Raw genomic sequence first — 21026 nt, forward strand, 5'->3', positions numbered from 1 at the left:
GAAGCAGATTGGAAAACCAGCTTATGCAGCCACTTTCTTTAACTCTTTTAGATAAGCATTTAAAGCCTTCATGCCTCCAAGCTGATATTGCTTTATAAATTCAGTACCTATGATGGCGCCGTCAGCACCATTCTTCATGACTTCCTTTACATCCTCGGCAGATTTTATGCCAAAGCCTACGTAGGCCGGTATTTTTGAAACAGATTTCACTTTCTTCACAACCTCCACATATTCCTCAGGAAGCTTGTTAAAGGAACCTGTCTTTCCTTCTCCAGAAACAACATAGGCAAACAGTTCATTATGCTTCAAAGCCTTTGCTATGCCCTCACGGTCAAGAGACTGTCCCAAAACAGCGATCTGGTTGGGAAAGGATCCAGCTTGATATTCCCCATCAACACATAGAAAACCATCGTATAGATTCTTTGGCACATGGGAAAGGCAAAAATGTTCAACGCCTTCCTTATAAGTCATTAATACGACTTTAAAGGTAAAACGCTTACGGATCTCCTCCAGGGTATGTATCACTTCCCTTTTTGTTAAGCCTTTCTCCAAAACCTCCTTGTGGGTCTGCCGGATCACCCCTCCATCTATATAAGGATCGGAAACAGGGATACCGATTTCAACATAACCCGCCTTTTCCTTATCCAATAACTCCAGGATCTGAAAAAAGGTTTCCTTATCCGGATAATGCAGCGTAAGATAAAACACCAGATTCTTCATCAGACGCCTCCGAACAGCTTAAGGATCCATCCTAAGATGGGACCGTAGAAGGAATAATCCGTTTCGCTTAAAATACGCATAATCGGCGCATAGGTCCCAATCATGGGAAGCAGCAGGGCCTGTCCGAAAATAAGGATCAAGCCATTTACAAAAGAGCCGATGATGGCACCCCTGCGTCCGCCGTGGGCATTTCCGAAAATAGCTGTAACTGCTCCGGTGAAAAAGGTAGGGATCAGGGCCGGAAATACTACGACCGGATAATTGACAAGTCCCAGGATCATCATACCCATCAGCCCGGCGATCAGGCTGGTCAGAAAGCCCACGATCACAGAATTAGGATAATTAGGGAAAAGCAAAGGAATATCCAGTCCAGGTATTGAATTAGGTATGATCTTGTTGGCAAATCCGTGGAATGCGGAAATGATCTCGGAAAGCATCATTCTCACTCCTGTTATAATAACTGTGATCCACATACCAAAGGACAATCCTCTTAAAAAGCTGAATACAACGATATCCTGTCCGCCTGTTATATTTTCACGCACCCAGGCCGGGCCGGAAATAAGGCTTAAGATTAAAAAGAGAACCGTCATAACAATGGTAAGGGAAATGGTCATCTCCCTTAAGAAATTAAGCTTCTTGGGAACATTTAAGTTTTCAAGGTCATTTTCCTTATTTCCAAAGGTCTTTGCAAGGAGAGAGGAAACCAGGATTCCAATGGAACTGGAATGGGCAAGGGTAAAGCCCTCTCCTCCCTTTACCTCCTTCATAAATACCGCCACATAGGCGCAGGAAAAGGTCATATAAAGACCTAATAAAACGGAACCGGTGATCACCAACGGCACAAAAGCCAGGTTTGTTCCGAATTTTAACAGCGCCGCAATTAAACCGGCATAAAAGAAGGATACGTGAGCTGACAAATGTACATATTTAAAGCGCGTAAACCTTGCAAGCAAAAGGTTTACAAGAAAGCCCAGTGCAAAGATCAATGCCATTTCCGTACCGATCCCGGAAAGGCTTTCGCTTTGGGCTGCTCCGATATCCACGGAAACAGCCGGCATTTGGAATATCCTGGAAATCATTCCCTGCAAAGGCAGCAGAGACATACCAAGGGTCTGCCCTCCTACGTTGATCATGGTAAAGCCGATCATGGTCTTGATCACGCTGGGAAGGATCTGATCCCAGGTTTTCTTCTGGGCCGCCATACCGACGATCACAACAATTCCAATAATAAAAACAGCCTGGCTGAAAACATTATTAATCAAATACATTACTACTCCCATTTTTTCTCCCTTCTAAGGCTGCCCTCAGCCTTATCATTATCTCTTGTTTATGGCTTCAAGAAGCTGCTCTTTTAAATACTGCTTATCCATCATATTGTCGATGCGGATTATGTGAGCCTTGGAATCTCTTAAAACATCGGCAAAATCTGAGGTGGTGATCAGAATATCATAAAAATCCGGGCTTACAGAACCGATATCCGAAGCATCCACCGTTGCGTCAATCTTTTCAGCTTCAAGGATCTGTTGGGTAAATAAACGAAGCATCATGGAGCTTCCCACACCTGCACCGCACACTGTAACAATTTTTATCATAATGAATCCCCCTTTATAATTTGTAATATTTGCTCTGCAGAATCTGCATTTGTTATTTCTTCTACCTTTTTTGCATCCATTAAAATGTCCGCAAGCTCGGTAAGGGCTTTTAAATGAGATTGGTGGTCAATGGCACAAAGGCCTACCACGATCTTAACCGGGTCGTTTTTCGGATGTCCGAATACAACAGGTTCTTTTAATGTCACAACGCTGAGGCCGATATCCAGGGCGCCTTCCTCCGGTCTGGCATGGGGCATGGCGATTCCCGGTGAAATCACGATATAGGTCCCGTTTACTTCAACATTTTTAAGCATTGCCTGGATATAGGCCTCATCAGCCAACCCCTTATCCACAAGGAGCCTGCCGCTTTCCTTTACGGCTTCATCCCGGCTTGCTGCCTCAAATTTTGCTTTGATTAAATCTGCGGTCAGAATTTCTTTTAACATCGGTTGATAAATTCCTTTCTTTTGTTCCAAATTTTCTGTAATTCCTAAATATACACTCAATTCATTTTTTAAAGGTTCCAGCTTATGATTTTCGATCTCCACGTATTTGCCGATAATGTTCATCACCTCAGCCAAATGGATCCTGGCAGTGAGAAAGGACATCTGGCTCTGTATCTCCTTTATATCATAATCCGATAAATAAGGGCTTACCTTCAGTACCTTTGTGTCCTTCCACTGAAAGGGTACCGTGGAGATGATTAAGTCAGGAACATGCTCCATGAGCCACAGCGCAGCATTTCTCACGCTGAACGTTCCCAGGATGTTCACATGGAAAATGGCCTGGAGCCTGCTTTTTAATATCTCCGAGGTGCTGATGCCAGCATTGCATACAATGATGACGTTTGGCGTCCTGCGGATCTGTTTTTCATTTCTCTCTATTACAGAAGCAAAAAACAATGTGAAATAGGATATCTCATGTTCATTAAAGTGCACCTTGAGCTTTTCCTCCAGCACCTTAACGCCTTTTGCCACTGCTTTGTTAAGCTGGGAGAAATGTTCAAGAACATAGCTCAATAAAGGATTTTCCGCCCACTCTCCTGCCAGGGCCCGCTTATAGGCAGGGCGCAGATGATTCAGCAGTCCCTCGTAAAGCTTGGAATCTGTCCGAAAAGCTTCAAATGGATATTCCTTTGCAACGGCGTCAATAAACTGATTGGTTACCAGATTAAAGGGCAGCCATTTTTCAGACAATTGCTCCTCGGATTTGACCACAGAAGCTTCTGCCAGCTTATTGGCCAGATAAAAGCAGTCATCAAGGGATACCTCCCGGCCAAAGATTGCCTCGATCTCCCTGTGGCGCTCTACAAAAGCCTTTTCTTCTCTTGTCAAAATATCCTTGGAGCCCTGGGTAAAGGCTTTTCCTATGGAAATCCTTGCATAAGTGACATAAAAGGCAATCAGCATACGGTTAAAGGATACATCGCTCAGCTCTATATTAAGCTGCCTGGCTACATCGTCGAGAAAATTTTCACAAGAATACAGAATCTGCAAATTTCTTTTGCCCGTCCTATCTTCAAAAAACAGGAGATCTTCACTGATGGAAAGGATCAAAAGATTCCTGATGTTCCGTTCCTTTCCTGAAATCCCATACCCCTTAAAGGGCGTGGCCTCTACTGCGATGGAATGAAAGCTGAGCATTTCCTTAACTTCTTTTAAATCACCGATAAGGGTATTTCTTGAAATATCAAGCTCTTTTAGTAAGTCATCTACCGTAAACTGATCTCCCGATAAAAGGATGGACTCAATGATCCGCAAACGCCGGATTCTGGGATTCCATAAAACATAGTCCGAAGTGGAATGGATCAGGCTCTCAAATTCAATCACCAGAGGGGACTTATAAAACATCTTCCCCTTATCTGCATTGATTTCACTATAGCCGGAAGCCTCCAGCAATTCATTTAATTTTTTAATATCGCTGTAAATCGTCCTGGTGCTTACAGAAAACTGTTGTGCCAGCTCCGGGACAGTAAACTCCTGTTTGCTCTGGCAGACAAGACGGAAAATTTCAGGAAGTCGGTTATCCATGGTTTCCTCCTTTATGTGTTGAGTATAGCATTCCAATGAAACCGCCTGCAAATCCAATTTGCTTCACTTTTTTTGAATGGATGAGGATATGGCGGTTTACTGTACATTGGAAACTTCATATTGCCCGCTAATAGTTTTTTTGCTAATATGATATTACAATAAGAAATTTATTTTAACATCAAAATAATTTATGGATATCATGGAGGGCGGCTATGAGAATAGAGGAAATTACGTATGTATCTAAAAATGGCAAAAAAGTTGTTTTAAGAAGTTCTGAGATATCCGACTCCAATGCATTGCTTGAAAATCTGGTGAGATGCGCCAGGGAAACGGATTATTTAGGAAGATATCCTGAAGAAATCAACAGAACCATTGAGGAAGAAAACGCTTATATTTGCAAGCTGCTGGAAAATGAAAAAGGCTTTGATATTTCAGCCTTTGTAGATAATAAGCTGGTAGCTAATGGGACGATCTCCTGTATCAGGGAAAATATAAAAACAAGACACAGGGCCGGATATGGGATTTGCGTGTCAAAAGATTACTGGAATATGGGAATCGGTGATATGCTGACAAAATGCTGCCTTGATCATGCAAAAAAGTTGGGCTACGAACAGGTGGAACTTGAGGTCGTTGCTGATAATAAAAGAGCGGTCCATGTTTATGAACAAAATGGATTTAAGGTATGCGGGACCATTGAAAATGGGGATAAATTAAAGGATGGTACATCTCGGGATTTACTTATGATGATTTGTAAATTATAGGTTGACAGGTTGGAACACTAATATTTTGGTGGAGTAACTACTACTACTAACGAATTAAAATTTGTACCATTGGAAAAAATGCAGCCCTATCACTGGACAACTAGCTTATTCAAAAGAACAATTAGAACATTTCTCTGAATAGGATCATGCGCATTTTTCGCAGTACGCTTTTCTGCTGCACTGTAAATCTGCCAAATTAGTATTTGACGTACTTTGAAAACTTAATATTGATAGTTTAGAAGAATTTCTTGTATTATTAAATAAAGAAAATCGGATTTTACCGACGATGGAGGTTTTATATGAATCCTGAAATATATGAATTTGATGCAATGATTCACAAGGTTCCTGACATAGACGGCGCATATGTGGAAATCCCATTTGACGTAAGGGAGGAATTCAGCAAGGGGCGTGTACTTGTTCACGCTACGTTTGACGGCGAGCCGTATGACGGACAGGTGGTGCGAATGGGTACACCATGCCATATTATTGGATTGCGCAAAGATATCCGGGCGAAAATTGCGAAACAGCCGGGTGATATGGTTCATGTAACTTTGCAGGAGCGGGAGAAAAATTAAAAAGTCAAATTACAAGGGGTAATCCATTAAACTCCAATTTAATAATAATCAGGAACTACTTTTACAGATTGGAGGAGGATTGTGAAATTAAGATACGTAAAAGCCGAAAAGAAAGATGCAGATTTATTAGTAAATATTTATAACAAAGCATTCCATGGGGATTATGTGAAATATGGCGAGTGCCCTGCTTACGGCAAAACAAAAGAAGAAATGGCGGCATCCATTGAAAAATTTCTGAAACTGATTATTTTTTATGAAGACGCTCCCATTGGGGCGATTTCAGTTGATGACAGAGGAAATGGAATATATTATCTGGGCTGCCTATGTGTAATACCTGAATACCAGGGCAGGGGAATTGGTACACAGACATTTCATTATATGCTGGACCTTTATAATAATTGGAAAGAATTAACGCTGGTAACCCCTGCAGATAAAGCGGAAAATATAAAATTTTATACGGAAAAATGCGGTTTTATAATAGACCGCCTAGAAATGGATGGAAAGGTTCAAGTGGCGCACTTTTTATTAAAGAAGTGAATTTCAATCTTTTCCATGAAGTTTTTATACGAAAAACTTTGAAATTCACTTAAAAATCAGAAACTTTATATTGCATATATCTTCTATCACATTTTCGTAAATTTTAATTCAGGCAAGATAATTAAAACTTGAGTATACGAAACAATCACAGAAGGTGCTACTTTACTAAATCATTATATTCAGGGTGTTTTTCAAACCATTTTATTGCATAGGAGCATGTCAGAACGGCTTTTTTACCTTGGGAACGTAATTGTTTTGCGGCAGCTTCCATCAGTTGTCCTGCCACCCCCTGGCCTCTAAGGGAATCATCTACATAAGTATGGTTGATATTGACGGTATTCTGGTCAACTGCCGGAAAGGTGACCTCAGCAAGCAGATTGTCATCAGAATGATAAATTGCGATCTGATCTGGTTTGTAAGTAAAATTCATGAGTGTTACCTCCTTTTTCATAATAAAGAGATTATATCACCTGCAATATGTGACATCAAGGAGTGATTAAAAGATTGTTTTGCCCAGGGGGCCATAAAATTACAGACCATAGTGGAAATCAGGGTTTAATATATTGCTGCTGCTGGAAACTTCATATTGATAGTTGGTCGGATACGTAGTATTCTATTCATAAAGATAACTTGAACGTGTGAAGGGAGAATCTAATTGGATATCAATAACACAGATAAATTACCTGGACAATATATTTGGAAAGACACTGTCGGTCTGATTACAAAGTCGTTGGGAGAAGCCGCAGGAAGCAAAAAAATTTATGTAAACATTGATTATGTCCCACCAAAAACATACAGCACAAAATATCATAGTCATTCACAGCAGGAAGAATTTTTTATGATCCTTTCAGGAACGGGAACTTTACGCTTAAACGATGAGGAAAAAATCATCAGACAGGGGGATTTCATAGCAAAACCGGCTGGGCAAAAAATCGCCCACACATTCTATAATTCCAGTGACGAGATCCTAACCATTTTGGATGTAGGAACCAAGGAAAGTGAGGATACCTGCTATTATCCTGATGAGGATATGTATATGCAAAAGTCCAATGGATCAAGGCGGATTTTTAGCGGCACTGATTTAAATACTTCATGGTTTCCAGACCCGAATCCTAAAAAATAAGGTTAATTCCAATCAAACAAATGAAATAGGAACAGTAAAGCTACTAACTCCAAAATTAAGTTAGTAGTTTGTTTGTGCAATAATTTAATCAAGAAAACCGATATTTACTTTTTAATTCTAAGAGGCAGACATTTATGTCTTTACCTCTGATACTTTATCCATGAACAAGCATTCCGCATTCTTCACAATATAACCAAGTCGATTTATTACGAATTCTATCAGGTGTTTTAATCCTTCTGGCATTGGCATTATTGTATCCACATATAGGACATACAAATTTTGTTTCACCATACCAGCCTATTTTTTCTAATGCATTTAATCCAGATTCAATAAAAACGAAACACTCATCTTTTTTTGTTTGTTTTTCCATCGTAATCACTCCTTATATATCTTTTCAAATGTAGTATAACATATTCAGAAACAAAAATCAAACATATGTTCGATATCAGTCTGTATTTTCCAGTTGAAGCACTTAGAAAATGCAGTGATTTAACCTCATCAAGCAAGTCCCCCACTTCAATGCCGGAAAAGCATAAATGGTAGGTGGGGACTTACTTGTGTCAAACAAAGAAATTAGAAAAAGGATTTAGAACGTTTGAAAAAACTGTAAGCAAATTAGGCAAAATAACGTGTGACATAAAGGAGTATTGTCCAAATGCTATGCCTGTTACATTCCCTGCAAGTTTCCGGACCTGATAATTCAATGTATATATGGGATATGGCAATCGATGATTTAGATATGTAAAATATTTATTTACCAAACACAGAAGTAATTTGAATAATGAGAAAAATAATGTTGCAGAAATAATTCATAAACTAAATAACTAAATACCCTGAAGAAATGAGTTCCCGGAGCTTCGGACATAAAATAAACCTCCAAACTGATCAATTTTATGAACCGACCTCCAATTGTTAGATTTTTAGGTCTAACATTTGGGGATCGGTTCATTATTTTACATCAGCTTGGAGATTTACACAAACTTTAAGATCTCCTCTCCTGGAAGACAGCAAGTCTGGTTTTCCTTATGCAAACCTTCAAAGATTTTTCCCGTTTCCCTTAAATATCTGGTGGCACCGGACCTATAGTCCCTGCTAAAATGTCACATGATCACAACTGGCTGTAATTGATCAATTCCACCGAATATTTCTCCAGCATATCTTTTGTTTTGCTGCTAACAAGGAAATCCAGTTCTGCAAGGCGCTGCAGATTGTATGAAGAGGATTGGAGCAGATAAGAATCCACATATGCGGGATGGCTCATCAGTTCCACATATGGCCTGGAAGAGATATCGTCCATATGATCGTATACATAAGACAGCCCCGGTTCCCCGTGGTACGTGCGGAATTGTATAAAATCCACGTGGGGAAAGCCCGATATGTCGTGATTTCTCAGCGGCAGCCGGTATTTTTCAGCGAGTGTCCTGGCCGCGGCAGCCATAACAGGGTTGCTGTCTGTTGTGAATAAGTGGGAGTCCAGATGGGTCGGCTTTTTCCCCATTACCTCTACAAACATCTGGTATTGAGCCTCCAGCTCTGTCTGAATATCTTCCGGCAGATAAATATGAAAAGAAGATAGACTTCCCGGCTTAATAAAAGCTCCGTCTTCTCCGGTCAGGGTGGTTCCTTTGGTAAGAGGCTGCCCAAGGGCGATGTTTAAATGCAGGCCGACTCCCAGAAGGGGGCATTTTTCAGCCAGGGAGGCAGCGTGCCGGAAGCCTGGAGTATTGGTTAAAAGTGTTGTGGAGGTGAGCACTCCATGGAGATGAGCATCCATGATCCCGTAATTAACAGCCCGGCAATAGCCGAAGTCATCTGCATTTATAATCATTTTACACATAAATACGGTCCTTTCTGTCAGGCCAGCCTGGGCCAGTAGCCTTTGTTTTCTTCAATCAGGCGGTCCAGAATCTTTCTCGCTTTCTTGGCATCTGTAACAGTGCGGTTTAACGTCAGTGCCTGCAGTGCCTTTGTGTAGCTGCCTTCAAAATAGGCTTCGCAGGTCAGGCGTTCATAGGCGTACTGGTTTTCCAGTAACGCTTTATAAAAAACAGAGACAGGTCCGGTGTGGAATGGCTTCGGCCCGCGGCTGCCCAGCAGGCAGGTCACTTCCACAACTGCATCATCCGGAAGGTTCTCAATGATCCCTTCATTTTTAACCATAACAATATAGTATGCATTTTTATTTAAGTAGATGGCTTCCGCTATGGAAAGGATCATATCACCGTGAGCTTCGTTTTTTACTACATGGATTCCATCCAGACTGTTTTGACTGACTGCACGGCGGCATTGGGAAAACACCTGTTTTTCACGGCCATCCATGACTTCATTCGCTCTGGTATAATCCGGGTTTAGCTTGGAAGCCTTGTATTCGGGATAGATATAGTATTGGAGGTAGGTGGAAGGTATATATTCATCAAAATCATGAACCATATCCTGCACCAATGCATAAGTATCCAGCCAGGAAGGGTCTCGCTCGGCAGCATCGGCAGGCAGAAACCCCTTATCTTTTATCCGTTCCTTCAGTTGAGGAAGCAGATCCTGGCCGTCCTGATTGTAAAGATGGGTAAACCATCCGAAATGATTGAGCCCGAAATAGGTGGGTTCCAGGGATTCGGCGGGCACATCAAGCAGCTTGGAGAAAGAATGAATCAGGTTGATCGGCTGGTCACAGATATTGAGAATCCTTTTGTCATCAGGGAACTCACACTGGAGACCGTAGGCTACGATAGCGGCTGGATTGGTGTAATTTAAGATCCAGGCATTTTGACTGTGTTTACGCACATCCTTTACAATTTCTATCATGTCTTTTAAGGAACGAATCCCATAGGCAAATCCACCGGGGCCGCAGGTTTCCTGACCCAGCACTCCATATTCCATGGGGATCTTTTCATCCTTTTCCCGCATGTGATATCCGCCTGTACGGATCTGAACCATAACAAAATCCACGGAGTCATAGGCAGTGTCTTTGTTTGTTGTATAAATGACTTTTACTTTGGGAGCGTGCAGGCGAAACAGCAACTGCGCATATTCTCCGATAGGGGTCTGGCGTTCCGCATCAATATCATAAAGGACCAGTTCTGTGACCGGGAGTGTGTCCATGTGGCGGATAAATGCATTCAATATGCCAGGTGTCCAGGTGGAACCGCCTCCCACGATTGTGATTTTTAACTTATGTTTCATCTTTTTTAATCCTTTCCTGTATGCTGAGCATGATATAATGCTTTCACATCCCTTGCAATGCTTTCAACCTTCAAACCGTAGATAACCTGTATTTGATTGGCAGAAGGGCAGACAATGCCTGAAGCGCCGGTTGATTTTAAATTTTGCTCCTGGACCAGTGACTTATCCTTGATGGTAACGCGAAGTCTGGTAAAGCAGTTATTGATTTCACTGATGTTTTCTCTGCCGCCTAAATATTCCAGGATCTGTTCCGCCATCTTTGTTCCACTTCCGGAATTCACAAGTGCCGTTTTTTCGTCTTCTGTATCAGCCCCTTCATTTCTTCCGGGAGTGGAAATATTGAATTTTCGGATCAGGTAGGTAAATCCGTAGTAGTAGATAACCGCCATACCCATTCCAATCAGTACCACAAGGTACCATCTGCTCTGTGCTCCCCGGAAAATACCGAAAATCGTAAAGTCAATCAGTCCTGCCTGTACGCCCCCAACGCTGCACTGAAGCAAAGCGGCCGTCATGTAGCCGATTCCTGTCATGATTACATGGAATAAGAAGAGCACCGGTGAGATAAACATAAAGGAAAATTCCAGCGGCTCCGTAACACCTGTCAGGATTGAGGCGGTAACGCTTGCAGACAGCAGCGCCTTGACTCTTTTTTTGTTTTGATCATCAGCACACCGGTACATGGCGAAGGCTGCAGCCGGAAGGCCGAAGATGACGACCAGGGAGTGCCCCTGGCCCACATAGCGGGCGCCCATCTGGAATACTTCATTGGGAACCTGGCTGTTTGATGCAATGGCAGTATTGAAAATATTTAACGCGCCCATGACGGTCTGCCCATCTATGGTTGTTGTTCCGCCTACCGGTGTAAAGCGTACCACCTGGTTTAGAATATGATGAAGGCCGGTAGGGATCAAAAGCCTGTTGGCGGCACCGTATACAAATGGCCCGAATACTCCAATGGAGTTGATCCAGCTTCCGATCAGTCCGATGAAGGTGTTGAAGAACGGCCAGATGAAGTAAGATGCGATTCCTGCAAATGGAATGGTGATAATGGTAATCAGTGGGACAAAGCGTTTTCCGCCAAAGAAATTAACGGCGCTTGGAAGCGTGATGGTGTAGAACCGGTTATGTAAAGCGGTTACAAGAAGTCCTACCAGAATACCCCCGAATACATTCATGCGGAGTGTGAAATATCCCAGCATGGTCTCATACTTGGCATTTACAATGGTTGCGTCCACCTGGGACAATCCCTGTTCCATGAGCGTGCTGATGCTGGTGCTTTCAACGGTGATGCCCTTCAGTCCCAGAATGTAATTTAACGTGTAATGAAATACAAGGAAGCCCAGGACAGCGGAAAATGCCGCGGTCGGCTTTTCATCCTTTGCCATTCCCATAGCAATAGAGATACAGAAAAACAAAGGCAGGTTTCCGAATACCAGTCCGGCCAGCCTACGGATAAAACCAATAAAATTCTGGACGTATACAAGATTTACAAATGTTTCCCCTACAATTGCGCTGTTCTGCATTGCTGCTGCAAGTCCGCTGAATATACCGGCGACTGCAATGGTGGAAATGGGCAGAAGCAGCGATTTCCCGAATTTTTGCCAAAACTCTTTCATTTAAGACCCTCCGTCTCCTTAATATAATGATTTCAATACCGGCATGAAATTATAGCTTTATCATATAGGATTAATTTTGATTTACAAGTGTTTGGAAGTATATTATTATTTATATACGAAAAGTATAATAAAACACATAATGTGTATTATTTCACATCAAGAGAAAAGGGCTCCGGAGGATGAAAGATGAATTTTTTTGACCAGTTGTCAAACAGGGGAATAAAACTGAATCCTACAGAAGAAAGAATTGTCAATTATTTATTGGAACATTACGGTGTATTACAGGATTTAAAAATCGCCAAGGTGGCTGAAGAGTTATACCTGTCACCGAATTCTATTGTGAGGCTTTGTAAAAAACTGGGCTATCACGGGTTCAGTGAGCTGAAATATCAGATTATACATGACCGGAAGCAGTATGGAATAGATGCCGCTGAACAACAGACGTCTGTTATGGACAGCTTAAAGCAGACACTGGCCATCAATTCACGGCAGAACATTGAGAAAACGGCAAGATTGATCTATGACAGCCGCCAGGTGATTTTTTTTGCACTGGGCCTTTCCAGGATCGTGGCTTTGGATCTGGCAAAGAAGCTTGAGCATTTAAATAAGATCATTATTGTTCCTGATGACCGTGATAACTGCATCCTGTATGCCAATAACCTGGTACCGGGACAGATCGCTTTTTTCATCAGTTATTCCGGAAGTACCGATATCATATGTAAGCTCTCTTACATTGCCCAGACCAGAGGAGTTCCCATGGTGACGCTTACAGGAATGAGTCAGAACCCGATTTCCGGCAGCAGTGTGGTAAGTCTGTATGCCTATTTTAGGAAACTGAGCTACAGGGATGCCGATATTACATCAAGGATTGGTTTTTACCTGGTTACAGAACTGATTTTTGAAGAATATATGAAGCTTTTTCGTTTGGAACAGCAGTTAGAGGATGAAATTGATTTAGAGGACATGTAAGAAGTTGCCGGTCGTCAGAGCAGGAATACGATATTCATTAATGATACAGAGTAAGGGGGAAATAAATGGCTAAATTGTTTTTTAGATATGGCGCAATGGGGAGTTCTAAGACGGCAAACGCACTAATGACCAGATATAATTATATTGAAAAAGGAAAAAACGTTTTGCTTGTAAAACCTGATATAGAAACCAGGGATGGAAAAACGAAGATCAAGTCAAGAATCGGACTGGAAGCAGATTGTATTTTGTGGTCTGAATTCAAAAATTATGACGATAAGTTAATCAAAGAATTAGATGCGGTAATTGTAGACGAGGTGCAATTTCTTTCTGAAGATGATATTGATCAGCTTTCCAATATTGTTGATGAATACCACATTCCGGTTTTTTGCTATGGTCTTAGGATTGACTTTACCTCTCACCTTTTTCCAGGCTCAAAACGTTTGATGGAATTAGCAGATGAAATTGAGGAACTAAAAACAGTTTGCTGGTGCGGTAACAGTGCTAATATGAATGCAAGAATTGATGAAAATGGAAATATAGTCAGGAAAGGGCAGCAAGTGTCAATGGGTGCAAATGATAAATATATTTCATTGTGCCGTAAACACTATAAGGATGGCAAAATCAGACAATAAATTTATACGGAATGCTTATTATGAGCCGGGGTACAGACCCCGGCAAAAAAACAGCCGTAAAAGAACACAAGTTCGATTTTGGATAATAAACAAGCGGCAGAATTCCCTGCCAAGGCTCTTCTGCCGCTTTTCATTTAAAGATATTATAAATCAAATGTGCCAATAAGATGCAGGTTCGTCTTTCCGATGCAGAAACCCCGCAGCAGAAATCGTCAGCTATCTTAGTACGCCGTTTTCATCGGGAATAAATGTCTTGGCAGATGTTAACATACGGCCATCTTTTTGAAGATAGTATGTATTTCCCTCCAGTGTGAGAAAACCTGTTCTCATAATACCAGTTTCAGGATCCAGGTAATACCAGTCACCGTTATGATTTAGCCATCCCGTATATAACAAGCCATTGACATCATAAAAATACCATGAACTGTCTTTTTTTATCCAACCGGTTTGCATATCCGGTTTGCCGGAATTTGGGAATACCATGATCTTTGAAACAGTATTATCCTTCGACCAAACCAGGCAATTGCGTCCTTTTGACAGATCATGGACCGTAACAATGTTACGGGTTAAATATGGAAACAGTTTGCTTTGATCAGTTATACTGTATTGCTTTCCTGTATCAGAGGTGAGGATGCCGGTATTCCCGTCTGAGTTTACATTCATAGACGCTACAGTAATGTATTCCGGAACCTGGTAATCCGCCGGGATTTTACAAAGCACTGTAATGGCATTTGACATGGGCGGCAGGCTAAGGGTCATAACCGGACTAATGTCAGCATAGATAAATTCCCCTTCCTGTATCTGTTCTGCTGCTACAGGATCTCCGCTGACGGAATTTAAAATCTTTGACTCAGAGGAAAGGTTCAGGATGATTTCCTGGTCTGCACCGGCAGCATCTTTCCGTATCATTCGGAGTCCGTTTTGGGAAACCCAGGTCACTGTTCCGTAAATGCGTATGGAACTGGGCAGCGGAGATGGTTCCTCTGCTTGGGATATAACAGTACTCCCTGATAGGACGATTGCCAGGCAGCTAAGAGTGGTTAACAATAGTTTAAAAAATTTGTTCATGATTTGTCCTCCTGCTTTTAATAAAATAAGTATAACAGCAGAATCCAAATTTTGGCATTACAATATGTTTACAATTTACTTAATGAAAATTAGGATTTGATTGATTTAGGATTTGACGTACTGGCGAACATTGAAAACTTAATATTGATAGTTAGAAAGGTTTGTTGTATTATTTAATAAAGTATATCAGAATTTTGTTAAGCAGTTATAATTGCATACTTTTTATAATAGTGGAGGTTAACCATATGGAAAAATTTGATGAATCGCTGTATTTAGTTTGGATGTATGAAGATGGATATTTCCCCAATTTTTTAGTTGATAAGGTCAAGGCCCTTATAGTTGATGTTGTTAATTATTTGGAATCAGGAGAACATAGCCTTGACGACATTCAGTCAAGATTTGATAGCATGACAGAAGGTATAAATGTTTTAACAGATGAATTTGACGAAAATGATAGCGAATTTGAAACAGTAGCAAGAGACTCTGTAGGGCAAACTGTTGAGCATATTTTGAAGCATTTTAACATTGATATTGATGTGGAAACTGCTATAAGAAATCGGGACTGGTAAAACGAGGTTATAAGCATAAAGCTAAGTCAGCAAATACAAATTTAATAATGTAGATCAAAAACTACTAACTATCAGTATTTAGTTAGTAGTTTTTTCATGCAGTAATTTAGTCAGGAAAACGATTATTTTTATAACTGCAAGGTGTGTGGAGATTTCAAATGGTATCAGGGATATGAAGAAATATATTATAAAGACTTACAGATCTACGAGTGCTATTTTCACGAGGGAATCGTAAAGTAAAATAATGATCATAGCAGGGCTGTCTTCACAAACCATTAACAGTTTGTCCGGATAAGAGCAGCCCTTGATCATATCCCAACTGGCATTGCCTGATTTTTCGCCCGATTCATGGCAACTACTTTCCCCATGGCTCATATAATATTACTATCAACAACCGGAAAGGAAGTAAAACTATGCCCCCATTCCCACCTAATAATACGCCCCCGGGTGGCCCGATGCCTATGGGACCTCCGCCATCAAGGACTCCCCAAAAGCCTGCACAAATGCGCGCCGGAACTAAAATGGTCAGTCCTGGATCTATGAGAAATTGTATTGGACGATTTACTTATGTCTGGTTAAGCAACGGACAGGAGTTTTGGTTTTTCCCCGTCCAGATCTGGGCGAATACCGTGGCAGGTTTCCGATGGGATCGAAGATTTGGCTGGTCATATACCGGAATTTCACTAAACCGTATCGATATGTTTACCTGCACTTAATCATCAAAACGGAAAAAAGGAATCCCGGCAGCGGGGTTCTTCCCTTTCAGCATTTTCGTAAACGACTGTTTTCTTCACCTCAAAAAGCGATCCTTAACGGGTCGTCTTTTTGCATGTCATTTTCTTTTCCTCTTGGGATTTTCAGGGAACCACCCCTTCTCCACCCTATTGGCTTGTTCCGCAAGCTCTTTGATGCTCCATAAAAGAGAGAAGCCCAGGACTGCCAAAAGCGCCGATGGAATCCTTCCGGCAGAAACAAGGGATAAGCCGATGCACACCACTCCCCCCATCAGAAAAACCGGCCAGATCCTGCTGCTAAAATAATATTCCGCTTTAATAACAACCGGATGCAATAATCCAATGATGAGAAACGTTCCGATACCAATGAAGATTCCTTCATAATTCATATTTGTCACCAGCCAATTCATTTATAGTTGTTTCCGACTTATCCGCCTGCCGCGTTTTAATGACAAAAATAAAAACATAATTATGCAGAAGGAAAGCTCCTGCAAGAAGCAGACGTATGACCGTATTTTCAGTTAATATAAAAGAGATCGCCATCATAACCCCTGCGGCCGCCTGAATGGTAAACTTCTGCTTTCTTGTAAGTGACCGGTCGTACTCATAATGTTTTACGTATTTTTCATACAGGCTTGTGCCTCTGAACCAGCAATTAAGTTTCTCAGAACCTTTGGTGAAACAAAACAAAGCCAGCAGCAAAAACGGAGTGGTAGGCAGACCCGGCAGAACCGTTCCAATGGCCCCCAGGACCATGGCAGCAATTCCAATACAAATATATATGGCTTTTTTCAATAAATAAGACCTCCTGTTCATTCCTGTTGCTGTTTATCATCGCCCGGCTGTATATCATTTATAAAATAGTATTGGAGCTGCCATATGATTATTCGAGACATCCGGTGATCTTTTTATTAAGACACCTGGTCCATCCGTTCTTTTCCGCCACATAAAGGGCCTTCCGGATAATAGGGCGGCTGTTTTCCTCATCCAGCGTCCATTTATGAACCCATGTTTCCGGATCGCCAAAGCTCATACAGCCAAGACAGAGCCGAGATACGTCCAGGCCGGTGTTTCCAAGTTTTACATACTCCATATAAATTCCCTGCTTTCTTTATTATTTTAAACAAGTCTACTACTTAGAGTCAACCCTAAGTCAAGTACTTTGTTCTGTCTTTGTTGTAAAATTTAAAATTCCGCATATATTATAAAGATTAAATAAAAATCCTTAAGAGGCCATAAATGCGCATAAGCGATTTAGGTACAATCACACAACTGGGACGAATACTGAAAGTTGAAAACGCAATGGTTACAGAAGTTTCTATCCGCAGCAGAACTACCGGATATCTAAGCATTATCTACGCCAGGCCTGAAGTAAATGAAACTGTGACTGACTCTTTAAGGCTCAATGTAAGCTTTGATACTGACATTCTGAACTCCTTCGGCCAGCGTATGTGCTTATGTGACATCCAGGAAGGCATGTGGATAGACTCCATATTTTCGCCGATTATGGAAAGGCGCATTCCACCACAAGCTAACGCATATTTAATTGTTGTAAGAACATACAATCAACCACCACTGAACTCTACTACAGATCGAATCGCAAAAGTAGATATCAATGATTTTATTTTTTATACTGGAGACCCTGATGATGCAGATAGTCAGATAAAATTTAATATCGGCAGTACATCTACTATTCGCGATAAAAATGGCAACCCGGTTCCTTTTCGTTCGCTGCGCCCTGGTTTATTAGTAAACGTGACTCATTCCGATATTCAAACCGGAGATATCCCCCGTCAAGCGGAAGCATTCCATATCCAAACATTATAAATATTACTTAATATTGCCAGCAGGTCCCGGTGAGCCTGCTGGTTTTTTTGTTTTATCTTGATTTTTCAGCCTCATCTGCTCTGGCGGTGATCTGGCCGATTCCCCATAATCCAGGAAACAATCCGTTTCCCGCTGCCGGGATAATGCAGCAATAATTTCAATTCTGCCTCTCTTTTTTTTGAAATTTCTAATTTTTGATAACAGAGCTTTTTATAACACATATATTAGTATAAAATATAAAAGCGGTGACTAACTGCATGTCTAATTCTGAAAACTCAAATCATGATGCTGCTAAAATACCAACCTTCCCTGCTGACTATGGACCAAACCCTTTTGTTATTGATCTCAACAAAGCAGCAGAACAAAATGATAATTTCCGTTCGACTTTATGGACAGGAACTTATTTACAGGTCACTCTGATGAACATTCCTGTAGGTGAAATTATTGGTATGGAAGTCCACCCTAATCATGACCAGATTCTACGGATAGAAGACGGTTTAGGCTTGGTTCAGCTAGGTGCAGATAAATTTTCAATGTACGGACAATACCTGGCATTTACTAATTATGTTGTTTTTGTACCTGCCGGCACATGGCATAACATTATTAATATCGGTACTGGGCCACTTAAAATATCATCTTTCTATGCCCCTCCCAATTATGAATTGGGTACAGTTCAAAGGACAAGAATCCCTGATTCCACCATGGAAAACAGCCTTTAAATAAAACTTTTTTTCATACAGCCGGCAAGATTTTCCCGATCTTGCCGGCTCCTCCCTTTTATAGGGACTTTCCCTCTTTATACTCCTTTAAGTCTTCCCTTATTTGATTAACTTTCTTCCCCTTGGTTACAAAAAACTACCAGCACAATACTGGTAGTTTTTTGTTTTTAAATCACGGATAGATTCTCATTCAGCCTTCCTTTGGAACGCTTACCGTAAAGCAGCTTCCCTGCTCCTGCACGCTCTCCGCCGTCACAGTTCCCCCATGAGCGGCAACAATGGATCTGACAATGGCAAGACCGATACCGGCGCCTCCGGATTTTCGGTTCCGGGATTTGTCGGTCCTGTAAAAACGTTCAAAGATCAATGGAAGTTCCTTTTCCGGAATCCCTATTCCCGTATCCTTAACCTTAACGATCCCCCACCGGTCCGTTTCAGATACCTGGATCCCTATGGCTCCGCCCTCTAGTGTATATTTGACGGCATTGGAAAGCAGATTGGCAACGACCTGGCTGAATCTGTTTTTATCCGCCTCAGCAAAGACCGGTCCGCCTTCTATGGAAAGGGATAAGTTCTTTTTGCTGATTTCCCCCTTCATCGTATCTGACACCGTACAGACGATTTCCAGCAGATCAATCCGGGATTTATTTAAAATCAGGTTTTCACCCTCCATCTTTGCCAACTGCCCCAGGTCCTCAACCAGGGTCCCAAGACGCTTTACCTCCTCATGGCAGCTTTTCAGCCGTTCCGGCGTCGGATCCCACAAACCCTCTATCATGGCCTCCAAATGAGATCCCAGGGCAGTCAAAGGCGTCCTCAGCTCATGGGCCACATCCGCGGTCATCTGTTTACGAAGCTTTTCCTGGTCTCCGAGAGCATCAGAAAGATGATTGATTGCGTCTGCAAGGTCATCAAGCTCCCGTATCTTTGTTCCAGGCTCAAACCGGATGTTGTAATTGCCCTTTGATATTTGTTTGGCAATATAAGCAGTCTTTGTGACGGGGCGGGATATTCTCCGGGCAAGAAGGCACCCTACCACCACGGAACAGGCGCTGGACAGGATTCCAATGACCAGGAGCACCGTGTTCATGACGTTGATGAAATTAAAATCAGCCTCGTTCATGAAAAACGGGCCGTAATATTTAATAGAGACAGACCCCACTTTTTTTCCATTTTGATGGATCTCATAGGTGTGGTCTATAAAGCCGCCCACAGTGCCCCTCTCTTCCATCCTCGCTGAAATTTCATTCATGATCTGCCCGCAAAGGCTCACGTCATGGTTTTCCGCATCCCACACCATGTTTCCCCCTGCATCGTAGAGCTTCACAATATACCCGTCATACAGGGAATTCATACCGATGGCATGAACGTAGTCCAGCTTCCAGTTCCGTTTAAAACCATCGTACTGCCTGCTTAAATCATCGACGATATCTTCCCTGCGCTCCTGCCCCAACTGGGTGATGTATTTTTCAAATTCCCGGTTTATAAACCAGTTGGAAAGAAGGCCGATCAGCCCAATGGTAATCAGAAGCGTCAGCAAAATAGAAAGGGATAACTGTTTTCTTAAGCTCTTCACTCTCCATCCCCTCCGAATTTATATCCCAGCCCTGGGATGGTCCGCACATACACCGGATTCTTAGGGTCGTCCTCCACCTTTTTCCTTATATTCTTAATGTGACTGTCAATGGCCCTGTCATATCCGGCAAAACCTTTGTCCAAAGCCGCCTCGATCAGTTCTTCTCTGGTAAAGACCTTCCCCGGGTATTTGACGAGAACGGACAGGATTTTTAATTCGCTTGGTGTAAGAGTCAGGCTGACTCCCTTTTTATTGACCTCATTTTTCTCAAAATCCATCACCAGATCCCCGTTTCTCCAGGAATTCCTTTTGACAAGGGGCACCAGGTCACTTTCCGTCCGGCGGAGAACAGCCTCTACCCTGGCATACAGTTCTTTTAAGCCAAAGGGCTTTACCACATAATCATCTGCTCCAAGTCCCAGGCCTTCCACCACATCGCTTTCATCCACCTTGGCGGTCAGCATGATAATGGGGACCCTGGATTTTTTGCGGATGGCCATGCACACCTCTTCTCCGGAAATATCCGGCATCATAAGGTCCAGAATAATAAGAGAAATATTTTCCGAATCAAATATTTCCAGAGCCTTCCTGCCGTTTTCTGCAGGGAATGTGCGGAATCCCTTGCTTTCCAAAAGCAGGCAGACCACCTCCAGTATTTTAGGTTCGTCATCCACAACCAGTACATTTTTGCTGCACTTAAGCATCCTAGCACCTCTATCTGTTATATCATGAACCTGGGGTTCATGACCGGCATTCAACCTTTGCGCCGATGAGCAAGCTCATCTTCACTCTCTT

The 21026-nt window shown here is 42.0% G+C and carries 24 protein-coding genes and 1 pseudogene; 10 read left to right on the top strand and 15 right to left on the bottom strand.

Features of this window, described 5'->3' with window-relative positions:
• Positions 1 to 21: 21 nt before the first annotated feature.
• Genes trpA through ACYVD3_RS18490 form a run of 4 tightly spaced genes read right to left on the bottom strand, consistent with a single transcriptional unit; the run spans position 22 to position 4342 of the window.
• Positions 22 to 720 carry a tryptophan synthase subunit alpha gene (gene trpA / locus ACYVD3_RS18475; protein WP_460643958.1) on the bottom strand — a complete coding sequence of 233 codons (699 nt, stop codon included), beginning with the start codon at positions 718 to 720 and terminating at the stop codon, positions 22 to 24.
• Positions 720 to 2000 (bottom strand): PTS ascorbate transporter subunit IIC, encoded by a 1281-nt coding sequence (locus tag ACYVD3_RS18480; RefSeq protein ID WP_460643959.1) that lies wholly within the window; start codon positions 1998 to 2000, stop codon positions 720 to 722. Before ACYVD3_RS18480 ends, trpA begins: the two co-directional genes overlap by 1 nt.
• Positions 2001 to 2036: 36 nt before the next feature.
• The gene (locus ACYVD3_RS18485; protein ID WP_460643960.1) at positions 2037 to 2312 is read right to left on the bottom strand and encodes a PTS sugar transporter subunit IIB; all 276 of its coding nucleotides are present in this window, start codon (positions 2310 to 2312) and stop codon (positions 2037 to 2039) included.
• Complete coding sequence (locus ACYVD3_RS18490) at positions 2309 to 4342, bottom strand: BglG family transcription antiterminator (protein ID WP_460643961.1); 2034 nt, start codon at positions 4340 to 4342, stop codon at positions 2309 to 2311. Before ACYVD3_RS18490 ends, ACYVD3_RS18485 begins: the two co-directional genes overlap by 4 nt.
• A gap of 212 nt (positions 4343 to 4554) precedes the next feature.
• Between ACYVD3_RS18490 and ACYVD3_RS18495 the strand changes: the two genes are divergently transcribed.
• The 3 genes from ACYVD3_RS18495 (at position 4555) to ACYVD3_RS18505 (ending at position 6215) form a co-directional block, all read left to right on the top strand.
• Positions 4555 to 5103: a GNAT family N-acetyltransferase gene (locus ACYVD3_RS18495; protein WP_460643962.1), complete on the top strand. Its 549-nt coding sequence runs from the start codon at positions 4555 to 4557 to the stop codon at positions 5101 to 5103.
• Positions 5104 to 5402: 299 nt separating this feature from the next.
• Positions 5403 to 5678 (top strand): DUF1905 domain-containing protein, encoded by a 276-nt coding sequence (locus ACYVD3_RS18500; protein ID WP_460643963.1) that lies wholly within the window; start codon positions 5403 to 5405, stop codon positions 5676 to 5678.
• 81 nt (positions 5679 to 5759) lie between these two features.
• Positions 5760 to 6215, top strand: a complete 456-nt coding sequence (locus ACYVD3_RS18505) for a GNAT family N-acetyltransferase (protein WP_460643964.1) — start codon at positions 5760 to 5762, stop codon at positions 6213 to 6215.
• A gap of 157 nt (positions 6216 to 6372) precedes the next feature.
• Here ACYVD3_RS18505 and ACYVD3_RS18510 read toward each other — a convergent pair whose 3' ends face one another.
• Positions 6373 to 6645, bottom strand: coding sequence for a GNAT family N-acetyltransferase (locus tag ACYVD3_RS18510; RefSeq protein WP_460643965.1), 273 nt, complete (start codon positions 6643 to 6645; stop codon positions 6373 to 6375).
• 300 nt (positions 6646 to 6945) lie between these two features.
• On the opposite strand from ACYVD3_RS18510, the gene ACYVD3_RS18515 reads away from it, so the two are divergent.
• Positions 6946 to 7338 (top strand): cupin domain-containing protein, encoded by a 393-nt coding sequence (locus ACYVD3_RS18515; RefSeq protein WP_460644176.1) that lies wholly within the window; start codon positions 6946 to 6948, stop codon positions 7336 to 7338.
• A 154-nt stretch (positions 7339 to 7492) separates the two neighbouring features.
• Here the strand turns inward: ACYVD3_RS18515 and ACYVD3_RS18520 are convergent, their stop codons facing one another.
• From ACYVD3_RS18520 to ACYVD3_RS18535, 4 genes are all read right to left on the bottom strand, one after another.
• Positions 7493 to 7708 (bottom strand): hypothetical protein, encoded by a 216-nt coding sequence (locus ACYVD3_RS18520; RefSeq protein ID WP_460643966.1) that lies wholly within the window; start codon positions 7706 to 7708, stop codon positions 7493 to 7495.
• Between the two features lie 738 nt (positions 7709 to 8446).
• On the bottom strand, positions 8447 to 9175 hold the full coding sequence (locus ACYVD3_RS18525) for a ChbG/HpnK family deacetylase (protein ID WP_460643967.1): 729 nt from the start codon (positions 9173 to 9175) through the stop codon (positions 8447 to 8449).
• Between the two features lie 17 nt (positions 9176 to 9192).
• A complete protein-coding gene (locus ACYVD3_RS18530; protein ID WP_460643968.1) occupies positions 9193 to 10518 on the bottom strand; it encodes a family 4 glycosyl hydrolase in 1326 nt (441 codons plus the stop codon).
• Between the two features lie 5 nt (positions 10519 to 10523).
• Positions 10524 to 12137 carry a PTS transporter subunit EIIC gene (locus ACYVD3_RS18535; protein WP_460643969.1) on the bottom strand — a complete coding sequence of 538 codons (1614 nt, stop codon included), beginning with the start codon at positions 12135 to 12137 and terminating at the stop codon, positions 10524 to 10526.
• Positions 12138 to 12323: 186 nt separating this feature from the next.
• Here ACYVD3_RS18535 and ACYVD3_RS18540 point away from each other — a divergent pair, with 186 nt between their 5' ends.
• Together ACYVD3_RS18540 and ACYVD3_RS18545 are read left to right on the top strand one after the other, a co-directional pair.
• The gene (locus ACYVD3_RS18540) at positions 12324 to 13106 is read left to right on the top strand and encodes a MurR/RpiR family transcriptional regulator (protein ID WP_460643970.1); all 783 of its coding nucleotides are present in this window, start codon (positions 12324 to 12326) and stop codon (positions 13104 to 13106) included.
• Between the two features lie 65 nt (positions 13107 to 13171).
• Positions 13172 to 13738, top strand: a complete 567-nt coding sequence (locus tag ACYVD3_RS18545) for a thymidine kinase (RefSeq protein ID WP_460643971.1) — start codon at positions 13172 to 13174, stop codon at positions 13736 to 13738.
• Positions 13739 to 13954: 216 nt separating this feature from the next.
• Here the strand turns inward: ACYVD3_RS18545 and ACYVD3_RS18550 are convergent, their stop codons facing one another.
• A complete protein-coding gene (locus ACYVD3_RS18550; RefSeq protein WP_460643972.1) occupies positions 13955 to 14806 on the bottom strand; it encodes an N-acetylmuramoyl-L-alanine amidase family protein in 852 nt (283 codons plus the stop codon).
• Positions 14807 to 15051: 245 nt separating this feature from the next.
• Between ACYVD3_RS18550 and ACYVD3_RS18555 the strand changes: the two genes are divergently transcribed.
• Together ACYVD3_RS18555 and ACYVD3_RS18560 are read left to right on the top strand one after the other, a co-directional pair.
• Positions 15052 to 15375, top strand: a complete 324-nt coding sequence (locus ACYVD3_RS18555) for a DUF5713 family protein (RefSeq protein ID WP_460643973.1) — start codon at positions 15052 to 15054, stop codon at positions 15373 to 15375.
• A gap of 123 nt (positions 15376 to 15498) precedes the next feature.
• Positions 15499 to 15615 (top strand): annotated as a pseudogene (locus tag ACYVD3_RS18560) (DUF5680 domain-containing protein); the annotation flags it as partial.
• A gap of 592 nt (positions 15616 to 16207) precedes the next feature.
• On the opposite strand, the gene ACYVD3_RS18565 reads toward ACYVD3_RS18560, so the two are convergent.
• The 3 genes from ACYVD3_RS18565 to ACYVD3_RS18575 all read right to left on the bottom strand — a co-directional run bounded on the left by ACYVD3_RS18565 (position 16208) and on the right by ACYVD3_RS18575 (position 17202).
• Positions 16208 to 16498, bottom strand: a complete 291-nt coding sequence (locus ACYVD3_RS18565; protein ID WP_460643974.1) for a DUF4491 family protein — start codon at positions 16496 to 16498, stop codon at positions 16208 to 16210.
• A complete protein-coding gene (locus ACYVD3_RS18570) occupies positions 16488 to 16904 on the bottom strand; it encodes a YbaN family protein (RefSeq protein WP_460643975.1) in 417 nt (138 codons plus the stop codon). Before ACYVD3_RS18570 ends, ACYVD3_RS18565 begins: the two co-directional genes overlap by 11 nt.
• Before the next feature lie 88 nt (positions 16905 to 16992).
• Positions 16993 to 17202, bottom strand: a complete 210-nt coding sequence (locus tag ACYVD3_RS18575) for a hypothetical protein (RefSeq protein WP_460643976.1) — start codon at positions 17200 to 17202, stop codon at positions 16993 to 16995.
• A gap of 146 nt (positions 17203 to 17348) precedes the next feature.
• Here ACYVD3_RS18575 and ACYVD3_RS18580 point away from each other — a divergent pair, with 146 nt between their 5' ends.
• Together ACYVD3_RS18580 and ACYVD3_RS18585 are read left to right on the top strand one after the other, a co-directional pair.
• Positions 17349 to 17936, top strand: a complete 588-nt coding sequence (locus ACYVD3_RS18580; protein WP_460643977.1) for a hypothetical protein — start codon at positions 17349 to 17351, stop codon at positions 17934 to 17936.
• Positions 17937 to 18193: 257 nt separating this feature from the next.
• A complete protein-coding gene (locus tag ACYVD3_RS18585; RefSeq protein ID WP_460643978.1) occupies positions 18194 to 18655 on the top strand; it encodes a cupin domain-containing protein in 462 nt (153 codons plus the stop codon).
• A 190-nt stretch (positions 18656 to 18845) separates the two neighbouring features.
• Here the strand turns inward: ACYVD3_RS18585 and ACYVD3_RS18590 are convergent, their stop codons facing one another.
• On the bottom strand, positions 18846 to 20231 hold the full coding sequence (locus ACYVD3_RS18590) for a HAMP domain-containing sensor histidine kinase (protein ID WP_460643979.1): 1386 nt from the start codon (positions 20229 to 20231) through the stop codon (positions 18846 to 18848).
• Positions 20228 to 20935 carry a response regulator gene (locus ACYVD3_RS18595; RefSeq protein ID WP_460643980.1) on the bottom strand — a complete coding sequence of 236 codons (708 nt, stop codon included), beginning with the start codon at positions 20933 to 20935 and terminating at the stop codon, positions 20228 to 20230. Before ACYVD3_RS18595 ends, ACYVD3_RS18590 begins: the two co-directional genes overlap by 4 nt.
• Between the last annotated feature and the right edge of the window lie 91 nt (positions 20936 to 21026).

Source organism: Lacrimispora brassicae (assembly GCF_054772055.1).

What these genes read in the sequence shown, in the direction of transcription:
- trpA (WP_460643958.1), bottom strand. Translation starts at nt 720, where the DNA reads ATGAAGAATCTGGTGTTTTATCTTACGCTGCATTATCCGGATAAGGAA.
- ACYVD3_RS18480 (WP_460643959.1), bottom strand. Translation starts at nt 2,000, where the DNA reads ATGGGAGTAGTAATGTATTTGATTAATAATGTTTTCAGCCAGGCTGTT.
- ACYVD3_RS18485 (WP_460643960.1), bottom strand. Translation starts at nt 2,312, where the DNA reads ATGATAAAAATTGTTACAGTGTGCGGTGCAGGTGTGGGAAGCTCCATG.
- ACYVD3_RS18490 (WP_460643961.1), bottom strand. Translation starts at nt 4,342, where the DNA reads ATGGATAACCGACTTCCTGAAATTTTCCGTCTTGTCTGCCAGAGCAAA.
- ACYVD3_RS18495 (WP_460643962.1), top strand. Translation starts at nt 4,555, where the DNA reads ATGAGAATAGAGGAAATTACGTATGTATCTAAAAATGGCAAAAAAGTT.
- ACYVD3_RS18500 (WP_460643963.1), top strand. Translation starts at nt 5,403, where the DNA reads ATGAATCCTGAAATATATGAATTTGATGCAATGATTCACAAGGTTCCT.
- ACYVD3_RS18510 (WP_460643965.1), bottom strand. Translation starts at nt 6,645, where the DNA reads ATGAATTTTACTTACAAACCAGATCAGATCGCAATTTATCATTCTGAT.
- ACYVD3_RS18520 (WP_460643966.1), bottom strand. Translation starts at nt 7,708, where the DNA reads ATGGAAAAACAAACAAAAAAAGATGAGTGTTTCGTTTTTATTGAATCT.
- ACYVD3_RS18525 (WP_460643967.1), bottom strand. Translation starts at nt 9,175, where the DNA reads ATGTGTAAAATGATTATAAATGCAGATGACTTCGGCTATTGCCGGGCT.
- ACYVD3_RS18530 (WP_460643968.1), bottom strand. Translation starts at nt 10,518, where the DNA reads ATGAAACATAAGTTAAAAATCACAATCGTGGGAGGCGGTTCCACCTGG.
- ACYVD3_RS18535 (WP_460643969.1), bottom strand. Translation starts at nt 12,137, where the DNA reads ATGAAAGAGTTTTGGCAAAAATTCGGGAAATCGCTGCTTCTGCCCATT.
- ACYVD3_RS18540 (WP_460643970.1), top strand. Translation starts at nt 12,324, where the DNA reads ATGAATTTTTTTGACCAGTTGTCAAACAGGGGAATAAAACTGAATCCT.
- ACYVD3_RS18545 (WP_460643971.1), top strand. Translation starts at nt 13,172, where the DNA reads ATGGCTAAATTGTTTTTTAGATATGGCGCAATGGGGAGTTCTAAGACG.
- ACYVD3_RS18550 (WP_460643972.1), bottom strand. Translation starts at nt 14,806, where the DNA reads ATGAACAAATTTTTTAAACTATTGTTAACCACTCTTAGCTGCCTGGCA.
- ACYVD3_RS18555 (WP_460643973.1), top strand. Translation starts at nt 15,052, where the DNA reads ATGGAAAAATTTGATGAATCGCTGTATTTAGTTTGGATGTATGAAGAT.
- ACYVD3_RS18565 (WP_460643974.1), bottom strand. Translation starts at nt 16,498, where the DNA reads ATGAATTATGAAGGAATCTTCATTGGTATCGGAACGTTTCTCATCATT.
- ACYVD3_RS18575 (WP_460643976.1), bottom strand. Translation starts at nt 17,202, where the DNA reads ATGGAGTATGTAAAACTTGGAAACACCGGCCTGGACGTATCTCGGCTC.
- ACYVD3_RS18580 (WP_460643977.1), top strand. Translation starts at nt 17,349, where the DNA reads ATGCGCATAAGCGATTTAGGTACAATCACACAACTGGGACGAATACTG.
- ACYVD3_RS18585 (WP_460643978.1), top strand. Translation starts at nt 18,194, where the DNA reads ATGTCTAATTCTGAAAACTCAAATCATGATGCTGCTAAAATACCAACC.
- ACYVD3_RS18595 (WP_460643980.1), bottom strand. Translation starts at nt 20,935, where the DNA reads ATGCTTAAGTGCAGCAAAAATGTACTGGTTGTGGATGACGAACCTAAA.